This is a genomic window from Streptomyces sp. NPDC046925, assembly GCF_040644915.1.
Classification (GTDB): domain Bacteria; phylum Actinomycetota; class Actinomycetes; order Streptomycetales; family Streptomycetaceae; genus Streptomyces.
Genome location: NZ_JBEYWZ010000022.1, coordinates 58076 through 78283, shown reverse-complemented (window position 1 = coordinate 78283; position 20208 = coordinate 58076). Strand labels below are relative to the sequence as shown.

The following is a 20208-nucleotide window of genomic DNA, read 5'->3' as shown; positions in this document are numbered from 1 at the left end:
GTACGTGAGTTCAGTACGTGAGCAGTGCTGGGCTGTGGTGATCACAGCTAAGGGGGCGGGTCCCGGCGGGGACAAGGAACGCCGGGTCATCCGGGACGCTGGAATGGTTTCAGGGCCCTGACCTGCGGATACGTACCTCGCCTGGAACGGCCGGGTGGAACGCGCGGGCGAAGTTTTGATCATGGACATTGGTCATGGACACGGGGCCAGGGCCAGGGCCCTCCGCGCCTAAGCGTCCCCCACGCCCCCGACACCCTCCACGCCCTCCACGAAGTGGTCGAACTCGCCCGCCTGTACGCCCAGTACGAACGCGTCCCACTTCTTCCGGGTCGTCGTCACGACGTTCTCCGGGTCGCTGGTCTCCCGGAGGTACACCGCGTCCTGCGGGCCGTACGCGATCTCGATCCATGGTCCGGGGCCCTCCTCCCCCTCGGGGGCGGCGCGGATCCAGTCGAGGTTCGAGGGGACGTGTTCGGCCATGCCCGTAACCGTATCCCCGCACCGCGGATCCCAATCCCCGGCCCGCAGATCCAAGATCCCCCGCGGGCACGGGTGGCGGCTCTACACTGAGGCGCGGTGGACTCCCGTGCGGTGAGGGGTGGTTGACGGTGCGTAAGGCGTGGCTGGTCGCGGCCGTTGGCGTCAGCGGGTCGATGAGCTTCATAGCTCTGCTCGTCGTCGGGACGTACATGGCGGCCGGAAGCATCGCCGACGGCGCCGGGCAGGGCAACGTCGGCCTCGCCAAAGGCGCCGTGCCCGCGAGCTACCAGCCCCTCGTCCAGAAGTGGGGCAATCTGTGCAAGGCCATCAACCCCGCCCTGCTCGCCGCGCAGCTGTACCAGGAGAGCGGGTTCAATCCGAACGCCAAGAGCCCGGCCGCGGCCCAGGGGATAGCGCAATTCATCCCGGGGACCTGGGCCACGCACGGGGTCGACGGTGACGGTGACGGCGACCGCGACGTCTGGGACCCGAAGGACGCCATCCCGTCCGCCGCGTCGTACGACTGCAAACTCGCGAGTTATGTGAAGGACGCGCCGGGAAGCCCGACGAAGAACATGCTCGCCGCGTACAACGCGGGCGCTTACGCCGTCATCAAGTACGGCGGCGTGCCGCCTTACCGCGAGACCCAGAATTACGTGAAGACCATCACGAACCTGGAGAAGAGCTTCGCCCGCCCCACCAGCCGGGTTCAGCCCTCGCAGCAGTCGGCGGGAGCCATCTACTACGCGCAGAAGAAGCTCGGCACGCTGTATCTGTGGGGCGGCAATGGAACCCCCGAGCAGGGCGGCCGGTTCGACTGCTCCGGTCTTACGCTCGCCGCCTATCGAAGCGTGGACATCGATCTGCCGCGCGTCGCCAACGACCAGTACAACGCCGGACCACATCCGAAACGGGACGAACTGCTCCCGGGTGACCTGGTGTTCTTCTCGGACGACCTCACCAATTCCCGCGCCATCAGGCATGTCGGGATCTATGTGGGCGGGGGTTACATGATTAACGCGCCACGGGCCGGTGCGGTGATCCGGTTCGACCCGATCGACACGCCGGATTATTTTGGCGCGACTCGCGTCACCGAGGACGGGGCGAATGCCGTGCCCAGCAAGCCATCGGCGGCTTGAGAGGCACCGTAAAAGGCTCATACGGGGCGTGTGCGCGGGGCGTTATATGGCTTGAACTCTCCGTCAGTACACTTCTCTGAGCTGCGGCGATGAGTCTCTCTTCGATAACGTCTGCGTGATCATTCGGTGGAGAGCGGAACGTAGTACGGGGGACCGGGCGTTCCCTTGACTGAAGTGACCGGAAGAGCGCGACCACCCAGTAGCGAGCGGCATTGACCACGCAGCAAGCAGCACTGACCACGGGGGTTGATGGCAGGGCGTACGGCAAGGTGCGTCCGAGGCGAGAAGACAAGGGGCCACAGCACCATGGCTGGACTCGATACAACCGGGTCGAACCCCGACGTCAGCCTGCTCTACGACATCAACGGCCTGGCTGAGGATTCGCCGGACTGGCTGGCCAAGTCGGTCGCATTCGTCGGTGAGTACGGGCTGTTGCTCGCGCTTGTTCTGCTGGTCGTCTGGTGCTGGTGGGGGCAGAGAAAGCGCGCGACGCTGGACGATGCCGCTTCATCTGTCGCCGCTGTCGTCTGGGCGCCGTTGGCGGCCGGGATCGCCGTCCTGGTGAATGTGCCGATCCGTGGATTCGTCGAGCGGCGGCGGCCTTTCAAGGACCATGACGGCCTTGAGCTCCTTGTGCACGGAAAGACCGACTTCTCCTTCGTGAGCGATCACGCGACGCTCGCGATGGCGCTTGGCGTCGGGCTTTTCGTGGCCAACCGGAAGTTCGGTCTTGTCGGCATAGCTCTCGCCCTGCTCGAAGGCTTCTGCCGGGTCTTTATGGGCGTGCACTATCCGACGGACGTCGTGGGCGGATTCGCACTCGGGACGGCTGTCGCGCTGCTGCTCTCGCCGCTGGCGATGGCTCTGCTCACCCCTGTGGCGAAGGCCGTCGGGGGGTCGGGGCGGGGTGGCCGTCTCGTGTGGGCGAAGCCGCGGGGCGAGGATGTGGCGGAGCTTCCGCAGCGGGCGGCGTCCGGGGCCGCGGGCCCCGATGAGCGGGGGCTTGCGGCGTAGCGGCTGCCGCTGTCTCTGCCTCTGAAGCGGCTTCTGGGTCTACTTCTGGGTCTGCTTCTGAGCGGCGGCGCTTCAGCAGCCACCAGCCTGTGCCGGCCGCCGCCGCGGTCACTCCTGCGGAGGCTGCGGTGAGGGGGCCTGCTGCGGGGTGATCGGCTTCGGCCTCGGCGGTGGCCGCGTGGGCTGCGGGGGCCGCGAAGGCCAGTAGGGCGGCTGTGGTGGCTGCGGCTGTGGCTATTCGTGGGGTCATACCCCTAGAGCAGCGGGGGCCAGCGTAGTGGGCCACCTGAGGGCGTGTCGGGTGAGCTGTTCGGGTTGCGGGGCGCGGCCGTCCGGGGGAACGGGCTTTGTCCCCAACCCCGCCCCTTCCCGAAAACTCGCTGGCGCGAGGGCCTTGGCCTTGGGCTTGGGCTTGGGTGCAGTCAATCACCGGCTTCGCCGAGTTCGTCCTCAAACGCCGGACGGGCTGGGAGCCGGAAGAACTAGATCGCCTGCGCGTAGTCGAAGACTCGCTTTGGGTCGTACTGCTTCTTCAGGGTTTTCAGGCGGGGGGACGCCGAACCGTAGTACGCCTCGCGCCAGTTCTTCAGGGTGGGGTCGGCGTAGTTCTGGTAGGCCGCTCCCGAGGCGTAGCGGGACATCGCGTTGTGGGCCGTTTTCAGCCAGGCCCGGGCCGGCTTGCCCGAGGTGCCGGGGCGCCACGAGGCGATGTACTGGGCCAGCATCCGGCTGCGGCGGTGCACGAAGGCCGTGGCCGTCGGGTCGACCCGGTTGATCGCACCGCCGAGCGCGGTCAGCGCGATGCTGCCCCCGCTCGCGCCCGTCACGTTCTCCACCTGGGAGAGCAGGGCGCGGATGCCCGCCGCCGAGAGGGAGCGGTCGAAGAAGTCCGAACTCGCCGCGTACGTCTCGCGGTTCAGCGCCCCCTGCGGGCTACGGCCCGGCGTCGCGCCCGGCAGATGGCACTGGGCGTCCGACGAGAAGGACGAGCAGCCCGCGTACACCTCCATCGACTCCTCGTACGAGCGCCGCTTCAGGGAGACGCTGCGCGCCGGAGCGCCGATCTTGTCGGCCAGGCGGTCCACCGCGTTCTGGAGCTCCCCGTACGTGCCGAGGGAGAAGCACGAGACCGAGACGGTCGGAGTGCCGCCCGGCGTGTTCGCCACGTGCGCCGACGACCAGATCTCGTCCGGCTGGTCGGGGCCCCACTCCTGCCACGCCTTGATGACCGCCGCCGCCTTCGACCACGGCCAGTTCATGTACGCCGAGACGCCCTGCGGAGCCGCGTGCGTGCGGAAGCCCAGCTCCGTCACCACGCCGAAGTTCCCGTTCCCCGCGCCGCGCAGCGCCCAGAAGAGGTCCTTGTTCTCGCTCTTGCTCGCCGTCAGCAGCTTGCCGTCCGCCGTGACGAGCGTCGCCGAGGTGAGACTGTCGCAGGTCAGGCCGTACGCCCGTGACACCACTCCGTGGCCGCCGCCCAGGGTCAGGCCCGAGATGCCGACCGTCGGGCAGGAGCCCGCCGGGATCGTCACGCCCTTCGCGGCGAGGGCGCGGTACACGTCGATCAGCTTCGCGCCCGCGCCGACCGTGGCCGTCGAACCACTGGCCCGCGTCTTGTTCAGCTTCGACACGTCGATGATCAGGCGGCCCGTGCCGGACGACCAACCCCCGTAGGAGTGGCCGCCGTTGCGTATGGAGACCGGGACGTCGTGCGCGCGGGCGTAGGCGAGCGTCGTACGTATGTCGTCGGGGCCCGCGACGTACGCGACCGCCGTCGGCTTCAGGGTGTCGTAGCGCGTGTTGTAGAGCTGGCGGGCCGCGGCCCACTTGGCCTCGCCCGGTTTGACCAGGGTGCCGTCCAGGTCCCTGGCGAGGGCGGTGAGGTTCGCGGAGGCGGACGCGGCGGCGCTCGACGAGCGGATGGGCGTACTGGAGCCGGGCGCGCTCTTGCTGTGGGACGTGGCGCCACCGCCTCCGCCGCCACTGCCGCTGCCCGATCCGGAGCACCCCGCCGCGGCGAGGGCCGCAGTCGCCGCCGCCGTGGTGCTGATGAACGTACGTCGTTCCATGACGCGCCTCCGCCTCCGGTTGCTTCCCGGAGTACGAGACGGCGTACGAGAGCCGTGGGTTCCGGTGAGCGGAAAGGGGAGTTGTGCGGGGCGCCCCGAGGCCTACCTGTCCGACAGATGGGACTCCGCGTCCGTCCTGGCCTTGCTCCGGGCTCTGCGGGCCGGTCCTCGCCAGCCGCAGCTGCACCGGGCGGCGCAGAATCGGCCCTGCTCGACCGTCGTCGTGCGATGGGGTTCGTGCTGCTGCTCCTCGGCCACGTCTCCACCGTACCCGGGCCCGGCGGGGGCTCTCGCGCGTGACGGGTCAACGTACCGGTCGTTACACGGAAAGACAGGGGGCTACAGAACCTCGCGGGAAGGCTTGGGGGTAGTCGGGCGATGGGTCAGCAGTACAGGCGCACAGGCGGAGCGGCCATCACGGCCGCGGCGGTGGGTCTCATGGCCGTCGCCACGGGCTGTTCGGGGGGCGGGGCCGTCGCGGACGACCGGCGCGCTGCCGAGGACGCCGTCGACGCGGTGCGGAAGTCCGCCGACGCCCTTGTCCGCGCGGAGACTTCCAAGGCGCGTACGTCCATGGAGATGGCCAGCGGCGGTACCCGCGTGACCATCCGCGGGAAGGGCTCGTACGACTACCGGCGGCAGGTCGGGCGGTTCGTGGTGGTCCTGCCGAAGGACCCCGCCGGGGACGACGAGCACCGTCCCATTACCGAGCTGATGGCGAGCGGCGCGCTCTACATGAAGAACCGGGGCGCCGGTGTACCCGCCGACAAGTGGGTACGGATCGACACGACGACGCTCTCGGACGGCAACCTCGTCACGGGCGGCGCCACCGACCCGCTCGCCGCCGCGGAGCTGCTGCGGGGCGTGAGCAAGGCGTCGTACGTCGGTGAGACGGCGGTGGCGGGCGTGCCGGTGCGGCACTACCGCGGGACGACGGACCTGCCGAGCGCCGCGAAGTCCGCTTCCCCGGGGCAGCGGCGGGCGCTGAGTGCGGCGGCGAAAGGGTTCAGCAAGGGCAAGATCCCGTTCGACGCCTACCTCGACGAGCAGGGGCGGCTGCGCAAGCTCCGGCAGCAGTTCAGTGTCGCGAACGCGGAGGTGACGTCGACGACGCTGCTCTTCGACTTCGGGGTGCGGGTGGGTGTGCGGCTCCCTGCGAGCAAGGACATTTTCGCGGGGAAGATCGCCGAAAAGTAGGCGGGAAGCAGGCGGAAGCGGGCGGAAAACAGCCCAGAAGGAGGGGGAAGGGGCAGGAGGGAGCGGGAGCCGGCTAGTTGCGTCCGGGGGTGTGGAAATGGTCCGTCCGTGCCATGCGCGGTGTGTAGGCCGCTCCCTACTCTAGGAAGTCGGTACCGGCAGGACGCAAGGTCAGGAAGAGGTGATGAACGTGGCTCTGGTGCGCGGTACGACTGTTCAGGACCACGTTGCCCTTGCCGAGATCGAGCTGTGCGGCGAACTCATCATCGCGGCGAGTGCCGCCGGTGAGGAAAGGCTGAGCGCCGACCGCATTGACGAGGTCCTGAACGTCTCCACTGGTGTGGAGCAGCGGCGAGGCGATAACCGGGAGTAGTCCCGAGCCCCGGACACCGGGGCGGGGAGCGGCCCGGGCCCTGCCGCACCCCTTCAATCCGCCTTCAATCCACCTTCAGCCCGTCCAGCAGACCAGCCGACCCGCGGGACCAGCCGACCGACCGATCATCCGACCTGCGGCCTCAGGTGCGCATCATGCGCGCGATCGCCTTGGTCGCCTCTTCGACCTTCGCGTCGATCTCGTCGCCGCCCTTGACCGCCGCGTCCGCCACGCAGTGGCGCAGGTGCTCCTCCAGGAGTTGCAGGGCGAAGGACTGCAGGGCCTTCGTGCCCGCGGAGACCTGGGTGAGTATGTCGATGCAGTAGACGTCTTCCTCGACCATCCGCTGCAGGCCCCGGACCTGGCCCTCGATGCGGCGGAGGCGCTTGAGGTGTTCGTCCTTCTGCTTGTGGTACCCGTGGACACCCTGGTCGTGGCCGGGCTCGGAGGGCGCTTCGGTGTTCATGGCCACACCGGCCGCATCAGTGGTCGTCATCGCGTCCTCCTGCTTGGACAGTCACTCTGCTGGGCAGTCACTAGGAAAGCCACGGGCTCGACTGGCTTCCTGCACCCCTGGCTTCCTATACCCCAGGTGGGTATAGGATACTCGATTGCTCGGGGGGCGTGCTGATCACTGTGCCTGATGGGCGACACTGGGGTCTGGCCGGTTAGCCGTGGCCGGATGATGCGCCTAGCATCAGCCTGACCGAATCCAAAGCACCCCGAGGACCCCACGTGCGCTTTCGTCTGACCCCCAGGGAGACGAGCTTCTACGACATGTTCGCCGCATCCGCGGACAACATTGTCACGGGCTCGAAGCTCCTGATGGAACTGCTCGGGGCCGATGCCTCCGCCCGAGCCGAGATCGCAGAGCGTATGCGGGCAGCGGAACACGCTGGAGACGACGCCACACATGCGATCTTCCACCAGCTGAACTCCTCCTTCATCACGCCGTTCGACCGCGAGGACATCTACAACCTGGCCTCGTCCCTCGACGACATCATGGACTTCATGGAGGAGGCCGTCGACCTGGTCGTCCTTTATCAGGTCGAAGAACTCCCCAAGGGTGTCGAGCAGCAGATCGAGGTCCTGTCGCGAGCCGCCGAGCTCACGGCTGAGGCCATGCCGAACCTGCGGACGATGGACAACCTCACCGAGTTCTGGATCGAGGTCAACCGTCTGGAGAACCAGGCCGACCAGATTCACCGCAAGCTTCTCGCTCAGCTCTTCAACGGCAAGTACGACGCCATAGAGGTACTGAAGCTCAAGCAGATCGTCGACGTGCTTGAAGAGGCGGCCGACGCGTTCGAGCACGTCGCGAACACGGTGGAGACCATCGCGGTCAAGGAGTCCTGAGGCCTCTCCATGGACACCTTTGCTTTGATCGTGACCATTGGCGTCGCGCTCGGATTTACGTACACGAATGGCTTTCACGACTCTGCGAATGCCATCGCCACTTCCGTCTCCACGCGTGCGCTGACGCCCCGCGCGGCTCTCGCGATGGCCGCCGTCATGAACCTCGCCGGCGCCTTCATGGGCAGCGGGGTCGCCAAGACGGTCAGTAAGGGTCTGATCGAGACGCCCGAAGGCAACAAGGGAATGTGGATCCTCTTTGCCGCCCTGGTGGGCGCCATTGTCTGGAACCTCATCACCTGGTACTTCGGGCTGCCTTCCTCCTCCTCCCACGCGCTTTTCGGTGGAATGGTCGGAGCCGCGCTCGCCGGCGGAATCGGGGTGATCTGGTCCGGAGTCCTCGACAAGGTCGTGATTCCGATGTTCCTTTCGCCCGTGGTCGGCCTTGTCGCCGGTTATCTGGTGATGTGCGCGATCATGTGGATGTTCCGGAAGTCCAACCCGCACAAGGCCAAGCGCGGGTTCCGTATCGCGCAGACGGTGTCCGCGGCCGGAATGGCGCTCGGGCACGGTCTTCAGGACGCCCAGAAGACCATGGGCATCGTGGTGATGGCCCTGGTCATCTCCGACGTGCAGGACGCCGACGCGCCGATTCCGATCTGGGTCAAGATCGCCTGTGCGCTCATGCTCTCCGCCGGTACGTACGCGGGTGGCTGGCGCATCATGCGGACGCTCGGCCGCAAGATCATCGAGCTGGACCCGCCGCAGGGATTCGCCGCCGAGACCACCGGCGCGGGCATCATGTTCACCACCGCGTTCATGTTCCACGCGCCGATCTCGACCACGCACGTGATCACTTCCGCGATCATGGGTGTGGGCGCCACCAAGCGTGTGAACGCGGTGCGCTGGGGTGTCGCCAAGAACATCATTCTGGGCTGGTTCATCACGATGCCCGCCGCAGCCATTGTCGCCGCGGTGAGCTTCTGGATCGTGAATCTCGCGTTCCTCTAGGGACAACGGACGCACAACACGCGCAACGGAAAGGCCCGCCCCCCGGGAGCCAGGGGGCGGGCCTTTCTTTGTTGCCCCTGCGGTGGCACCGCCATGCAGCACCGCGGGGAGTGGGTGGGGCTTATCCGAAGCGGCCCGAGATGTAGTCCTCGGTGGCCTGCACGGACGGGTTGGAGAAGATCCGCTCCGTCTCGTCGATCTCGACGAGCTTGCCGGGCTGGCCGACCGCCGCGAGGTTGAAGAAGGCCGTACGGTCCGAGACGCGCGCCGCCTGCTGCATGTTGTGCGTCACGATGACGATCGTGAAGCGCTCCTTGAGCTCGCCGATCAGGTCCTCGATCGCGAGCGTCGAGATCGGGTCCAGGGCCGAGCAGGGCTCGTCCATGAGCAGGACCTGCGGCTCGACCGCGATGGCCCGCGCGATGCACAGACGCTGCTGCTGACCGCCGGAGAGGCCGGAGCCGGGCTTGTTCAGGCGGTCCTTGACCTCGTTCCAGAGGTTGGCGCCCTTGAGGGACTTCTCGACGATCGCGTTCAGCTCGCTCTTCTTGTACGAGCCGTTGAGCCGCAGGCCCGCCGCCACATTGTCGAAGATCGACATCGTGGGGAAGGGGTTGGGGCGCTGGAAGACCATGCCGATCGTGCGGCGCACGTTGACCGGGTCGACGCCGGAACCGTAGAGGTCCTCGTCGTCCAGGAGCACCTTGCCTTCGACGCGGCCGCCGGTGGTGACCTCGTGCATGCGGTTGAGGGTGCGCAGGAAGGTGGACTTGCCGCAGCCGGAGGGGCCGATGAAGGCGGTCACGGAGCGGGGTTCCACGGTCATCGAGATGTCCTCGATGGCCTTGTGGGAGCCGTAGAAGGCGGTCAGGCCCGATACGTCGATTCGCTTGGCCATGGGGATCACTGCTTCTTTCGAGGGGGTACGAGAGGGTCGCTGAGTGGCCGCGTCAGCGGCCCGTCTTGGGGGCCTTCCAGCGGGCTACGCCGCGGGCCGCCAGGTTGAGGATCATGATGAAGCCGATGAGGGCCAGGGCCGCCGCCCAGGCGCGGTCGTAACCGGCCTGGTTGCCCGCCGCGTACTGCTGGTAGATGTACAGCGGCAGCGAGGCCTGCGAGCCCTCGAACGGGTTCGTGTTGATCATGGGGTTCACCCAGACCAGGAGCAGCACCGGCGCGGTCTCGCCCGCGATACGGGCGACCGCGAGCATGACGCCGGTCGTGATGCCGCCGATCGCGGTGGGCAGGACCACCTTCAGGATCGTCCGCCACTTCGGGATGCCGAGGGCCAGTGAGGCCTCGCGCAGTTCGTTCGGGACGAGCTTGAGCATCTCCTCCGTGGAGCGCACGACCACCGGCATCATCAGGATGGCGAGCGCCATGGCGCCGGCCCAGCCGGAGAAGTCGAAGCCCAGGATGAGGATCCAGAAGCTGAGGACGAACAGGCCCGCGACGATCGAGGGGATGCCGGTCATGACGTCCACGAAGAACGTGACGGTCTTGGCGAGCTTCCCGCGCCCGTACTCGACGAGGTAGATCGCGGTGAGCAGGCCGATCGGCACGGCGATCAGAGAGGCGAGGAGCACCTGCTCCAGGGTGCCGAGGATCGCGTGGTAGATGCCGCCGCCGGGCTCGTCGTCGGCGATCACGCCCATGGAGTGGGTCAGGAAGTAGCCGTTGAAGACGGTGGAGCCGCGCTCGATGGTCTCGTAGATCAGGGAGGCCAGCGGGACGACCGCGAGCAGGAACATGACCCACACCATCGAGGTGGCGAGGCGGTCCTTGGCCTGGCGCTTGCCCTCGACGGCCACCGCGATGACGTACGAGGCGACGATGTAGAGGAGGGCCGCGATCAGACCCCACTGGATACGGCTGTGCAGGTCCGCGCCCACGCCGATGGCGATGGCGATCGCGGCGGAGCCGAGCGCGACGACGGCCGGCGTCCAGCGCGGGAGCTGCGCGCCCCGCAGGGTCGAGGGCTGCTTGGCGATGGTCGTGGCGCTCATGCGTTGGCCCCCGAGTACTCCTTGCGGCGCGCGATGATCAGGCGGGCCGCGCCGTTGACCAGCAGGGTGATGACGAAGAGGACCAGGCCGGAGGCGATGAGCGCGTCACGGCCGTACTCGGTGGCCTCGTTGAACTTGCTGGCGATGTTCTGCGCGAAGGTGCCGCCGCCGAAGTCGAGCACGGAAGCGTTGATCACGAAGCTCGGGGAGAGCACGGTGGCGACGGCGATGGTCTCGCCGAGCGCGCGGCCGAGGCCCAGCATCGAGGCGGAGATGACGCCGGAGCGGGCGAAGGGGAGCACCGACATGCGGATGGTCTCCCAGCGCGTGGCGCCGAGCGCGAGCGCGGCCTCCTCGTGCATCTTCGGGACCTGGAGGAAGACCTCGCGGCTGACGTTCGTGATGATCGGAAGGATCATGATGGCGAGCAGGATGCCGACGGTCATCAGGGAGCGCGGGGCGCCGCCCTGGTACTCGAAGATCCCGGTCCAGCCGAAGTAGTCGTCGAGCCAGCTGTAGAGGCCGGTGAGGTTCGGGGCGACCACGAGGGCGCCCCACAGGCCGTACACGATGGACGGCACGGCGGCGAGCAGGTCGATCACGAAGGCGATCGGGGTCGCCAGGCTGCGCGGCGCGTAGTGCGAGATGAACAGCGCGATGCCGATGGCGACGGGGACGGCGATCACGAGGGCGATGATCGAGCTCACCACGGTGCCGAAGACCAGGACCGCGATGCCGAAGAACGGCTTGCCGCCGGTGGTCGTACCGGCCGGGTCCCACTCGAAGGTGGTGAGGAAGTTGCCCGTGTTGTCGGAGAGCGCGAGGGCCGCCCGGTAGGTCAGGAAGGCCGCGATGGCGGCCATGATGACCAGGAGGGCGATGCCGGAGCCGCGCGAGAGGCCGAGGAAGATCCGGTCACCGGGGCGGGTGGCGCCGCGGGCGGCACGCTTGGGCGTGACCTGCGACGGCTTGACGTCGTGGAGGGGTGGAGGTGAGGTCGTACTACTTGGTATATCCATGGGATTCTCCGGTCTGCGGAGCCGATCACCGCTTGTTCGGCGGGAGTTGCTCCTGGCGGCGGTGCACCGGACGGTGCGGCCGGCCCTGGTTCGCGGGGCCGGCCGCACTCGGTTCAGCTAGCTGAGGGCCGCGACGGTCGTGCGGACCTTGGCGATGATCTCGGCCGGGATCGGCGCGTAGTCGTTCTCCTTGAGAACGTTCTGGCCGTCCTCGCTGGCGATGTAGGTCAGGAAGGACTTGGTCGCGGCGAGGGTCTCGGCCTTGTTGCCCTTCTCGCAGAGGACCTCGTACGTCACCAGGGTGATCGGGTAGGCGCCCTCGGCGGTGGGCTTGTAGTTCAGCTCCAGGGCGAGGTCGTTGCCCTTGCCGACGACCTTGGCCTCGGAGATCGCCTTGGAGGCGTTGTCGACGGTGGCCTTCACCGGCTCCTTGGCGTCGGTCTTCAGGTCGACCGTGCTGATGTCCTCGGAGGCGTAGGAGAGCTCGAAGTACGAGATGGCGCCCTCGGTCTGCTTGACCTGGCCCGCGACACCGGAGGAGCCGTTGGCGGACTGGCCGCCCTTGGCCTCCCAGGACTTGCTGGGCTCGTGCGACCAGGCGGAGGGGGCCGCGCCCTTGAGGTACTTGGTGAAGTTGTCCGTCGTACCGGACTCGTCCGAGCGGTGGAACGCCTGGATCTTGGTGCCGGGGAGCTTGGCGTCGGGGTTCAGCTTCTTGATCGCCTTGTCGTCCCAGGTCTTGATCTTGTCGTCGAAGATCTTGGCGAGGGTCTCGGCGTCCAGGACGAGGTTGTCCACGCCGGGCACGTTGTAGCCGACGGCGATCGGGCCGCCGACCATCGGCAGGTCGATGGCCTGGCTGTCCTGGCAGACCTTCTTCGACGCCGCGATCTCCTCGGGCTTCAGCGCCGAGTCGGAGCCCGCGAAGGCGGTCTGGCCCTGCATGAACGCGGTGATGCCGGCGCCGGAGCCCGTCGGGTTGTAGTTCAGCTGAACGTCCTTGCAGGCGGTCGAGTAGACCTTGCGCCAGGCGTCGATGGCGTTCTTCTGCGCGGACGAACCGGAGGCCGCGAGCTGCCCCTTGGCGTCATCGCACTTGATGTTGGCGTTGGCGGCGCTCTCCTTGCCGCTGCCGCCGCTGCCGCCGCTCGTGTCGTCGGAGCCGCACGCCGTGAGGGCCAGGGCGCCGGAGACGGCGATGGCGCCGAGAGAGAGGGCGCGGAGCCGGTTCTTGCGCTGAAGCTTCACTTTCGGGTTTTCCTTCCGGGAGCCGCCGGCTCGTTGCTGGCGGCGTGCGAGGTCTTCGTCGTACGAGGTTCTGCTGTCCTGCGGTCCTGCTGTCCTGCGGGTTCTGCGGTCTTACGTTGTGTTTGTACGGCTGAAATTAGGCAGGGCAGATGAAGCGGCCGATGGGCAGGAGTGAACGGCGGGTGAACCTCGGCGGTCGGCCTGGTTAGGCCCCGCACCACGGAACGTAGTGGACTCGTTACGCCGGGTTGAGGATCCCGAGCAGGGCATCGACGAGCTGCTGGTCGCGGGCTTGCGTGAGTCGGTTGCGGGCCGCGGCCGGGGAGAGCCAGATGATGCGGTCGACTTCGTTGTTCGGCGTGAAGTGACCGCCCGTCGCCTCCGCCGCCCAGTAGCTGACCTCTTTGGGGCGGCCCTGGGCCTGGTAGCGGACCGTGGGGAGCCGGGCGCCGGGGGCGCAGAGGTGCCCCGTCTCCTCCTCGACCTCGCGCAGGGCGCCGGCCAACGGGGCCTCGGTGCGCTTCAGCTTGCCCTTGGGGTGCGACCAGTCGTCGTACTTCGGCCGGTGGACCAGGCAGATCTCCAGCTCCCCGTCGTAGGGGGAGTGGCGCCACAGGACACAGCCCGCGGCACGGACGACCTCACCATCGGCATACGTCATGGGGTGCTCACCGCTTCCGTCTCGCGGAGCCAGGCCTGGTGGAACATGAAGCGGGCCGCTTCCACCTCGTGACGCTGGTCGGCGTGCAGGACGCCGAGGGCGTACGCCGTCGCCGGGGCGATGCGGGGGGTGCGGGCGGCCGATGCCGCGGCCGACGCGGCGTCCGCGGCGTCACGGTGGCGGTCCAGGGCGTGGCTCGCCTCCGCGAGGCGCGGGTCGTCGTCCGGGCTTCCGACGAGGACTTCCCTGGCGTATCTGTGCAGGCGCAGCAGGGTGCGGGTGTGCAACCAGGGGAGGTCCTGGGCCTCGGGGGCGGCGTCCGTTTCGGCGGCGAGGCCGTGCGTCAGCGCTTCCGCGTTGTACGGGTGGCCCGCCTGGCCCAGGGGGAGCCCGGCGACGGCTTCCGCCAGCTCTTCCTCTGCCCTGGCCGCGAGGGGCTTCAAGTCCTCCGCGGCCCGGATCAGCGGGACCTCGCTGGCCAGTACGGCCACGTTGTCCGCGACCGCGTGGAAGCGGGAGGAGCCGAACGCTTGCAGCGCGGCGGAGTGGGCCCGCGTACGGGCGAGGGTCAGCTGACGCTCGAGGAGGGCCGCCGCCTTGGCCGCGCCCACCGTCAGGCCCCTCGGGGTGCTGCCCTGGTCGTCGGCGCCCCGCGTCGCGGGCTGCGCCCAGCCGGTCCGCCCCGCGGCAGCGGAACGCCTGCCCGCGGCCGGCGCGCCGGCCGTGACGGGTGCCGGTACCTGCGGTGTGCCCGAGAGGCGGTGCAAGGCGTCCAGGAGGCGGTCGAGGCGGGCCGCGAACGCGTGTTCGCGGGCCAGCGTGGAGCAGAGCCAGGCCAGTTCGGGCCGCAGCCCGGCCGCCCACTCCTGGTCGAGGAGCGGGCGGAACGTGTGCAGGGTGCCGCCGATGCGGCGGGCCGCGCGGCGCAGGGCGCGGGCCGCTTCCAGGGAGTCCTCCGCGCCCTGCGCGTCGGTCGTCGACTCGCGGTGCAGCCTCAGTGAGCGCAGGAACTCCGTGGCCTGGCCCTGCAGATAGGCCGACAGGACGTCGCCCGTGGTCGTCTCATGGTTTAGCTGTGCCACGCCGGCGCCTCCGGGCGTCAATGAGCGTCTCCTGTACGTTCCGCAGGGGCTGGCCCTCCGGATCCAGTGCGTGCCGGGTCCAGTTGCCGTCCGCGCCCAGGTGCCAGGAGGCGGTGGTGTCCGACATGCCGGTCTCCAGGAGCCGGTTCAGCGTCGCCCGGTGCGCCGGGTCGGTGACCCTGACCAGTGCCTCGATACGTCGGTCGAGGTTGCGGTGCATCATGTCGGCGCTGCCGATCCACACCTCGGGCTCGCCCGCGTTGCCGAAGGCGAAGACGCGGGAGTGCTCCAGGAAGCGGCCGAGCACGGAACGGACCCGGATCGTCTCCGAGAGCCCCGCGACGCCGGGCCGCACCGCGCAGATCCCGCGCACCCACACGTCCACCGGCACGCCCGCCTGCGACGCGCGGTAGAGGGAGTCCACGACCGCCTCGTCGACCATCGAGTTGCACTTGATGCGCACGTAGGCCGGGCGGCCCGCGCGGTGGTGCTGGATCTCCTTCTCGATGCGGGAGATCAGGCCGTCGCGCAGGGACTTGGGGGCGACGAGGAGCCTGCGGTAGGTCTCGCGGCGCGAGTAGCCGGAGAGCCGGTTGAAGAGGTCGGACAGGTCGGCGCCCACCTCCTGCTTGGCGGTGAGCAGCCCCAGGTCCTCGTAGAGCCTGGCCGTCTTGGGGTGGTAGTTGCCCGTACCCACGTGTGAGTAGCGGACCAGGGTGTCGCCCTCCTGGCGGACCACGAGCGACAGCTTGCAGTGCGTCTTCAGACCGACGAGGCCGTAGACGACATGGCAGCCCGCCTCCTCCAGCTTGCGGGCCCACTTGATGTTCGCCTGCTCGTCGAAGCGCGCCTTGATCTCGACCAGGACGAGCACCTGCTTGCCCGACTCGGCGGCGTCGATCAGCGCGTCGACTATCGGGGAGTCGCCCGATGTCCGGTACAGCGTCTGCTTGATCGCGAGGACGTTCGGGTCGGCGGCCGCCTGCTCCAGGAAGGCCTGCACGGACGTGGAGAACGAGTCGTACGGGTGATGCAGAAGTACGTCGCGTTCGCGAAGGGCGGCGAAGATGTCCGGGGCGGAAGCGGACTCTACTTCGGCGAGGTCGCGGTGCGTGCCCGCGATGAACTTCGGGTACTTCAGCTCGGGCCGGTCGAGGGCCGCGATGCCGAAGAGCCCCGTCAGGTCGAGCGGGCCCGGCAGCGGATAGACCTCGGCCTCGCTTATCTTCAGCTCGCGCACGAGCAGGTCGAGGACGTTCCGGTCGATGGACTCCTCGACCTCAAGGCGCACGGGCGGCCCGAAACGGCGCCGCATGAGCTCCTTCTCCAGGGCCTGGAGAAGGTTCTCGGCGTCGTCCTCCTCCACCTCCAGATCCTCGTTCCGGGTCAGCCGGAACATGTGGTGCTCCTGGATCTCCATCCCCGGGAAAAGCTCCGCGAGGTGCGCGGGAGCGGCGATGACGTCCTCGATGGGGACATACCGCTGGGGGGAGGCCTCAAGGAAGCGGGAGAGCAGCGGCGGTACCTTCACGCGCGCAAAGTGAGTGTGTCCCGACACCGGGTTGCGTACGACCACGGCGAGGTTCAGCGAGAGGCCCGAGATGTACGGGAAGGGGTGCGCCGGGTCGACCGCGAGGGGGGTCAGGACGGGGAAGATCTGCTGGCGGAAGAGCGTGAAGAGGCGGGACTGCTCCTTCTCCGTGAGCTCGTTCCAGCGGACCAGGTGGATGCCCTCGTCGGCGAGGCCGGGGGCGACGTCCTCCTGGTAGCAGGCGGCGTGCCTGGCCATGAGCTCGCGGGAACGGTTCCAGATCAGTTCGAGGACCTCGCGGGGCTGCAGACCTGAGGCCGAACGGGTGGCGACGCCGGTCGCGATGCGCCGCTTCAGACCCGCCACCCGGACCATGAAGAACTCGTCCAGGTTCGAGGCGAAGATCGCCAGGAAATTAGCCCGTTCGAGGAGGGGGGTGTTCGGGTCCTCGGCGAGCTCCAGAACGCGCTCGTTGAAGGCCAGCCAGCTGCGCTCCCGGTCCAGGAACCGGCCCTGCGGCAGTTCCTGCCCGTCGTGCCCCACCTGGCCGTCCTCGTCGTACGCGTCGAGGTCGGCATCGATGTCGGGGTCGAGGTCGGAGACCGCGGCGGACAGCGTGTGCGGGCGGTGGGCGGCGATGGAGCCTACGGAGGGCTGGGCGTGCTGGACCTGACCTTGCGTGCTGGGCTGGCTCATGGCCCCATTCTTCCGCGCGGGGACACCGATAGGCGCGTCGGAGGATGCCGGGGTGAGATGAAGCTTCCCGTTCATGGGGAGAGGGTCGGGCACGGCGGGCTGCATTGAGCGAGGATCGCAAGCCAGTCTGAATCGCTGGTTACGGCGACATGACGTGCGGGACATGTGCCGGGGTCCCCCGGACGTCTACACGTCCGGGGGGTTGTTCTTCACGGGCCCGGGCTTCAGGCCGTACGGCGCCTGAGCACGCGGAACGCCGCGTAGGAGACTGCGGCGGTGAGGGCGAGGACGATACCCGTCTCTATCAACTGGACGTACCAGAAGTGCGCGTGAGGGTGGAACTCCGCGTACCAGCCGGTGATGCCGGTGTCGCTGGGGCAGGGGAAGTCGGCCATCTGATCGGGGGAGCACTGCCCGGCGACGAAGCGTTCACCGGCGGCGTTGTGCACCCCCATGTCCATGATCAGGGAGTCCACGGGGAGATCGTGCATCGTGTAGCTCGTGGACGTGCCCGATGCCGGCCCCGAGACCGTGTCCACCGGGAACAGATGCCAGCGCAGATTGCCCAGACCGAGCAGGACGCCACCGGTGACCAGGCCCGTGAGGGACATGGCGAGCAGCGTCCGGCGCACGAGGAGCCCGGCGAGCGCGCCGACGGCCACGGCGAGCAGGGAGTACGCGACCAGAGTGGGGCCCGTCGTCTCGAAGACGCCCTGCTCGCTCCAGGAGAGGTTCCAGCGGCCCAGGACGCCGGAGGCACCGAGCTGGAAGATACCCATGAGGGCGAGCGTTCCGGCGACGGCGAGGGTCGCGGCCACCGTCAGCTTCGAGGCGAGCCAGCGCGCCGGGGTGACCGACTGGACCCAGGCGAGCCGGTGCAGCCCGGACTCCAGCTCGCGGCCGACCATCGGGCCCGCGACGAAGACGCCGATCAGGAGGGGGAGCAGGAGCAGCCCCTTGGACGCCTTCCGCATGAACTCGTTCAGGAGGTCCTGGGCGCTCGCGAAGCCGAGGAAGGCGTTCTCGCAGGGCCCTGCCCCGCAGCTGTCCAGCGTCTGCGGGTAAGCCGCGGCGGCCCACCGGAAGAAGCCGGTCAGCACGGCCGCGAAGACGAGCAGGCCGAGCGCCGTCCACAAGGTGGTGCGATGCAGCCGGACGTCCGCCCAGCGCGGACCGCGAAGGAGAGGCGCGCTCATGCCGTCACCTCGCGCTCGGTGCGGGCCGTGGTGCTCGGAGTGAGGAGCGCCGGGGCCTCCGGCGAGCGCAGATGGGCGAGCAACAGTTCCTCCAGGGACGGCTCTTCGACGTCCCAGCCTTCGCCGACCGGGCCCTCGGGGCGGATCAGCGCGGCCAGGCCGCGTCCGGTGGCGCGGGATTCGACGACGGTGTGCGGGGCGAGGTCCTCGACGGGGCGGCGCCCGGTGACCAGGGCGTGCGCGCCGACGAGGTCGTCGATGCCGCCGCCGAGCCGCACCCGGCCGCCGGATACGAGCAGCAAGTGGTCGCAGGATTCGGCCAGTTCGCCGACGATGTGCGAGGACATCACCACGGTGGTGCCGTGCTCGGCGGCCTCGGCCATCAGCGTCCCCATCAGCTGATGCCGGGCGAGCGGGTCGAGGTCGGCCATCGGCTCGTCCAAGAGAAGGAGTTCGGCCCGCTTGCCGAGCGCGAGGGCGAGCGCGACGCGGGTGCGCTGGCCTCCGGAGAGCGTGCGTATGCGCAGTGACGGGTCCAAGTCGCCTTCGCGTACGACACGTTCGGCGAGGTCGGCGTCCCAGTGCCCCGGGTTCAGCTCGGCGCCGAGCCGCAGGGTGTCGGCGATGCTGAGCTGCGGGTAGAGCGGCTTGTCCTGGGCGACGTACGCGACGTGCTCGCGTGCGGCGGCCGGGTCGGTACCGAGCACCGTGAGGGCACCCCCGGTGGGCCTCAGGAGTCCGGCCGCGAGGGCGAGCAGGGTCGACTTGCCCGCGCCGTTGGGCCCGACGACCGCGCAGATCCGTCCGGCGGGCAGCCGGAAGGAGCAGTCGAGCAGGGCATGGCCCCGCCGCCCGTAACTCATGGCAAGCGCGGCCGCCTCGATGGCGGTGTCGGTCATGCGGGGTCCCCCTCGGTCACGTGCTGCTGCTCTGCCTGTGTGAACTGCTCTTCGAGTACGGCGCTGAACAGCGCCGCGACGTCGTCCCTCTCCAGACCGGAGGCGCGGGCCCTTGCGGCCCACTGGCTCAGCTCGCCCCGCAGCGGGGAGTCGGTGGGCGTGGAGCCCAGTGACTTCCGCACGAAGGTGCCGAGTCCGCGGCGGGCCTCGACCAGGCCCTCGCGTTCCAGTTCGCGGTAGGCCTTCAGGACCGTGTTCGGGTTGATGGCCGTCGCCTCGACGACCTCACGCGCCGTGGGCAGCTTGTCGCCCGGCTCCAGCAGGCCCAGGCGCAGGGCCTGTTGGGTCTGCTGGACGATCTGGAGATAGGTGGCGACGCCGCTGCGCCGGTCGATACGGAACTCGACCATGCCCTTGCACCACCCTTTCACTAATTGAGTAGTGAAAGGGTGGTGCAAGGGGGGCGGTTCCGTCAAGGGGCGCCGGGTCTTGTAACGTCTGCCGCTCAGCATTGACGTGAACACGTATGGAAAGTCGGGGGACTTGCCTTGTCCATGCCTCCGCCGCCTCACGGCGGCTACCAGCAGCCACAGCAGCCCTACGGCCAGCAGCCGTACCAGGGTCAGCCGCCGTACCAGGGCCAGCCGCAATATCAGGGCCAGCCGCCGTACCAGGGGCCACCGCCCCAGTACGGTCAGCAGCCGCAGCAGCCCTACGGACAGCAGCAGTTCGCACCTCAGCAGCCCCAGCAGCCCCAGCGCCCGCGCGGCGGTGGCGGTGGCGGTGGCGGTTCGTTCAACCGGCAGTCACCGCTGATGAAGGTGGTGGTCCTGCTCATCGCCGGTGTCATCGCGGGCGTCTGGTGGTACTCGAGCCGCGGCAACACCACCGGCCCCGGCAGCGAGGCCGCCAAGGCGCCCGCGGCCGCCGAGATCGGTGACTGCGTGCAGAACAAGGGGTCCACGAGCAGCCCGGACATGGAAAAGGTCGACTGCTCCGGTGCCACGGCCGAGTACAAGGTCACGAGCAAGTACGAAGCCGAGTGCGAGCCGGGCGAGTCCCGCTACGAGCAGACCCGGCGCGGCCGGGTGCAGTACAGCATGTGCCTGAAGCCGCTCGACCCGAAGTAGGGCGGCGCAGTAACAGAGGAAGGGCGCGGTGTTCCCCGGGGGAACATCCGTACAGGCGTAGGCGAGGGATTCGCGCAGGAGGCAGAGGCCCAGGGCGCCCGAGG

20 protein-coding genes are annotated in these 20208 nt (G+C 68.8%); 7 read left to right on the top strand and 13 right to left on the bottom strand.

The annotated features are described in order from the left end of the window. Positions 1-228: 228 nt before the first annotated feature. Positions 229-480: a DUF397 domain-containing protein gene (locus ABZ906_RS44620; RefSeq protein WP_361392947.1), complete on the bottom strand. Its 252-nt coding sequence runs from the start codon at positions 478-480 to the stop codon at positions 229-231. A gap of 128 nt (positions 481-608) precedes the next feature. On the opposite strand from ABZ906_RS44620, the gene ABZ906_RS44615 reads away from it, so the two are divergent. Both ABZ906_RS44615 and ABZ906_RS44610 read left to right on the top strand, forming a co-directional pair. Further along, complete coding sequence (locus ABZ906_RS44615; protein ID WP_361200924.1) at positions 609-1619, top strand: bifunctional lytic transglycosylase/C40 family peptidase; 1011 nt, start codon at positions 609-611, stop codon at positions 1617-1619. Between the two features lie 306 nt (positions 1620-1925). After that, positions 1926-2633: a phosphatase PAP2 family protein gene (locus ABZ906_RS44610; RefSeq protein ID WP_361392945.1), complete on the top strand. Its 708-nt coding sequence runs from the start codon at positions 1926-1928 to the stop codon at positions 2631-2633. Positions 2634-3115: 482 nt separating this feature from the next. Here ABZ906_RS44610 and ABZ906_RS44605 read toward each other — a convergent pair whose 3' ends face one another. After that, on the bottom strand, positions 3116-4702 hold the full coding sequence (locus tag ABZ906_RS44605; protein ID WP_361392943.1) for an FAD-binding oxidoreductase: 1587 nt from the start codon (positions 4700-4702) through the stop codon (positions 3116-3118). Between the two features lie 378 nt (positions 4703-5080). Between ABZ906_RS44605 and ABZ906_RS44600 the strand changes: the two genes are divergently transcribed. Together ABZ906_RS44600 and ABZ906_RS44595 are read left to right on the top strand one after the other, a co-directional pair. After that, positions 5081-5899, top strand: a complete 819-nt coding sequence (locus ABZ906_RS44600; RefSeq protein ID WP_361392941.1) for a hypothetical protein — start codon at positions 5081-5083, stop codon at positions 5897-5899. Between the two features lie 184 nt (positions 5900-6083). Then, on the top strand, positions 6084-6272 hold the full coding sequence (locus ABZ906_RS44595; protein WP_361200932.1) for a hypothetical protein: 189 nt from the start codon (positions 6084-6086) through the stop codon (positions 6270-6272). A gap of 142 nt (positions 6273-6414) precedes the next feature. Here ABZ906_RS44595 and ABZ906_RS44590 read toward each other — a convergent pair whose 3' ends face one another. Continuing rightward, positions 6415-6768 carry a metal-sensitive transcriptional regulator gene (locus ABZ906_RS44590; RefSeq protein ID WP_361200934.1) on the bottom strand — a complete coding sequence of 118 codons (354 nt, stop codon included), beginning with the start codon at positions 6766-6768 and terminating at the stop codon, positions 6415-6417. Positions 6769-7007: 239 nt separating this feature from the next. On the opposite strand from ABZ906_RS44590, the gene ABZ906_RS44585 reads away from it, so the two are divergent. Together ABZ906_RS44585 and ABZ906_RS44580 are read left to right on the top strand one after the other, a co-directional pair. Further along, positions 7008-7628 carry a DUF47 family protein gene (locus ABZ906_RS44585; RefSeq protein ID WP_135330927.1) on the top strand — a complete coding sequence of 207 codons (621 nt, stop codon included), beginning with the start codon at positions 7008-7010 and terminating at the stop codon, positions 7626-7628. Positions 7629-7637: 9 nt separating this feature from the next. Beyond that, positions 7638-8636, top strand: a complete 999-nt coding sequence (locus ABZ906_RS44580; protein WP_361200936.1) for an inorganic phosphate transporter — start codon at positions 7638-7640, stop codon at positions 8634-8636. A gap of 121 nt (positions 8637-8757) precedes the next feature. Here ABZ906_RS44580 and pstB read toward each other — a convergent pair whose 3' ends face one another. The 10 genes from pstB to ABZ906_RS44530 all read right to left on the bottom strand — a co-directional run bounded on the left by pstB (position 8758) and on the right by ABZ906_RS44530 (position 19384). Then, entirely contained in the window at positions 8758-9534 is a 777-nt protein-coding gene (gene pstB / locus ABZ906_RS44575; protein WP_361200938.1) for a phosphate ABC transporter ATP-binding protein PstB, read from the bottom strand. 52 nt (positions 9535-9586) lie between these two features. Further along, positions 9587-10642 carry a phosphate ABC transporter permease PstA gene (gene pstA, locus ABZ906_RS44570; protein WP_361200940.1) on the bottom strand — a complete coding sequence of 352 codons (1056 nt, stop codon included), beginning with the start codon at positions 10640-10642 and terminating at the stop codon, positions 9587-9589. After that, positions 10639-11661, bottom strand: a complete 1023-nt coding sequence (pstC, locus tag ABZ906_RS44565) for a phosphate ABC transporter permease subunit PstC (protein ID WP_361200942.1) — start codon at positions 11659-11661, stop codon at positions 10639-10641. The genes pstA and pstC overlap by 4 nt, the downstream gene beginning before the upstream one ends. Positions 11662-11778: 117 nt before the next feature. Then, the gene (gene pstS / locus ABZ906_RS44560; protein WP_361200944.1) at positions 11779-12909 is read right to left on the bottom strand and encodes a phosphate ABC transporter substrate-binding protein PstS; all 1131 of its coding nucleotides are present in this window, start codon (positions 12907-12909) and stop codon (positions 11779-11781) included. Between the two features lie 238 nt (positions 12910-13147). Continuing rightward, positions 13148-13570, bottom strand: a complete 423-nt coding sequence (locus ABZ906_RS44555) for an NUDIX hydrolase (RefSeq protein WP_361392939.1) — start codon at positions 13568-13570, stop codon at positions 13148-13150. Continuing rightward, positions 13567-14652, bottom strand: a complete 1086-nt coding sequence (locus ABZ906_RS44550; protein WP_361392937.1) for a CHAD domain-containing protein — start codon at positions 14650-14652, stop codon at positions 13567-13569. The genes ABZ906_RS44555 and ABZ906_RS44550 overlap by 4 nt, the downstream gene beginning before the upstream one ends. Then, a complete protein-coding gene (locus ABZ906_RS44545) occupies positions 14633-16879 on the bottom strand; it encodes an RNA degradosome polyphosphate kinase (protein WP_361392935.1) in 2247 nt (748 codons plus the stop codon). The genes ABZ906_RS44550 and ABZ906_RS44545 overlap by 20 nt, the downstream gene beginning before the upstream one ends. Positions 16880-17103: 224 nt before the next feature. Further along, a complete protein-coding gene (locus tag ABZ906_RS44540) occupies positions 17104-18075 on the bottom strand; it encodes an ABC transporter permease (protein WP_361392933.1) in 972 nt (323 codons plus the stop codon). Next, complete coding sequence (locus tag ABZ906_RS44535; protein WP_361392931.1) at positions 18072-18974, bottom strand: ABC transporter ATP-binding protein; 903 nt, start codon at positions 18972-18974, stop codon at positions 18072-18074. Before ABZ906_RS44535 ends, ABZ906_RS44540 begins: the two co-directional genes overlap by 4 nt. Then, positions 18971-19384 (bottom strand): GntR family transcriptional regulator, encoded by a 414-nt coding sequence (locus ABZ906_RS44530; protein WP_361392929.1) that lies wholly within the window; start codon positions 19382-19384, stop codon positions 18971-18973. The genes ABZ906_RS44535 and ABZ906_RS44530 overlap by 4 nt, the downstream gene beginning before the upstream one ends. Before the next feature lie 144 nt (positions 19385-19528). Here ABZ906_RS44530 and ABZ906_RS44525 point away from each other — a divergent pair, with 144 nt between their 5' ends. After that, positions 19529-20104, top strand: coding sequence for a hypothetical protein (locus ABZ906_RS44525; protein WP_361392927.1), 576 nt, complete (start codon positions 19529-19531; stop codon positions 20102-20104). The last annotated feature ends 104 nt before the right edge of the window (positions 20105-20208 follow it).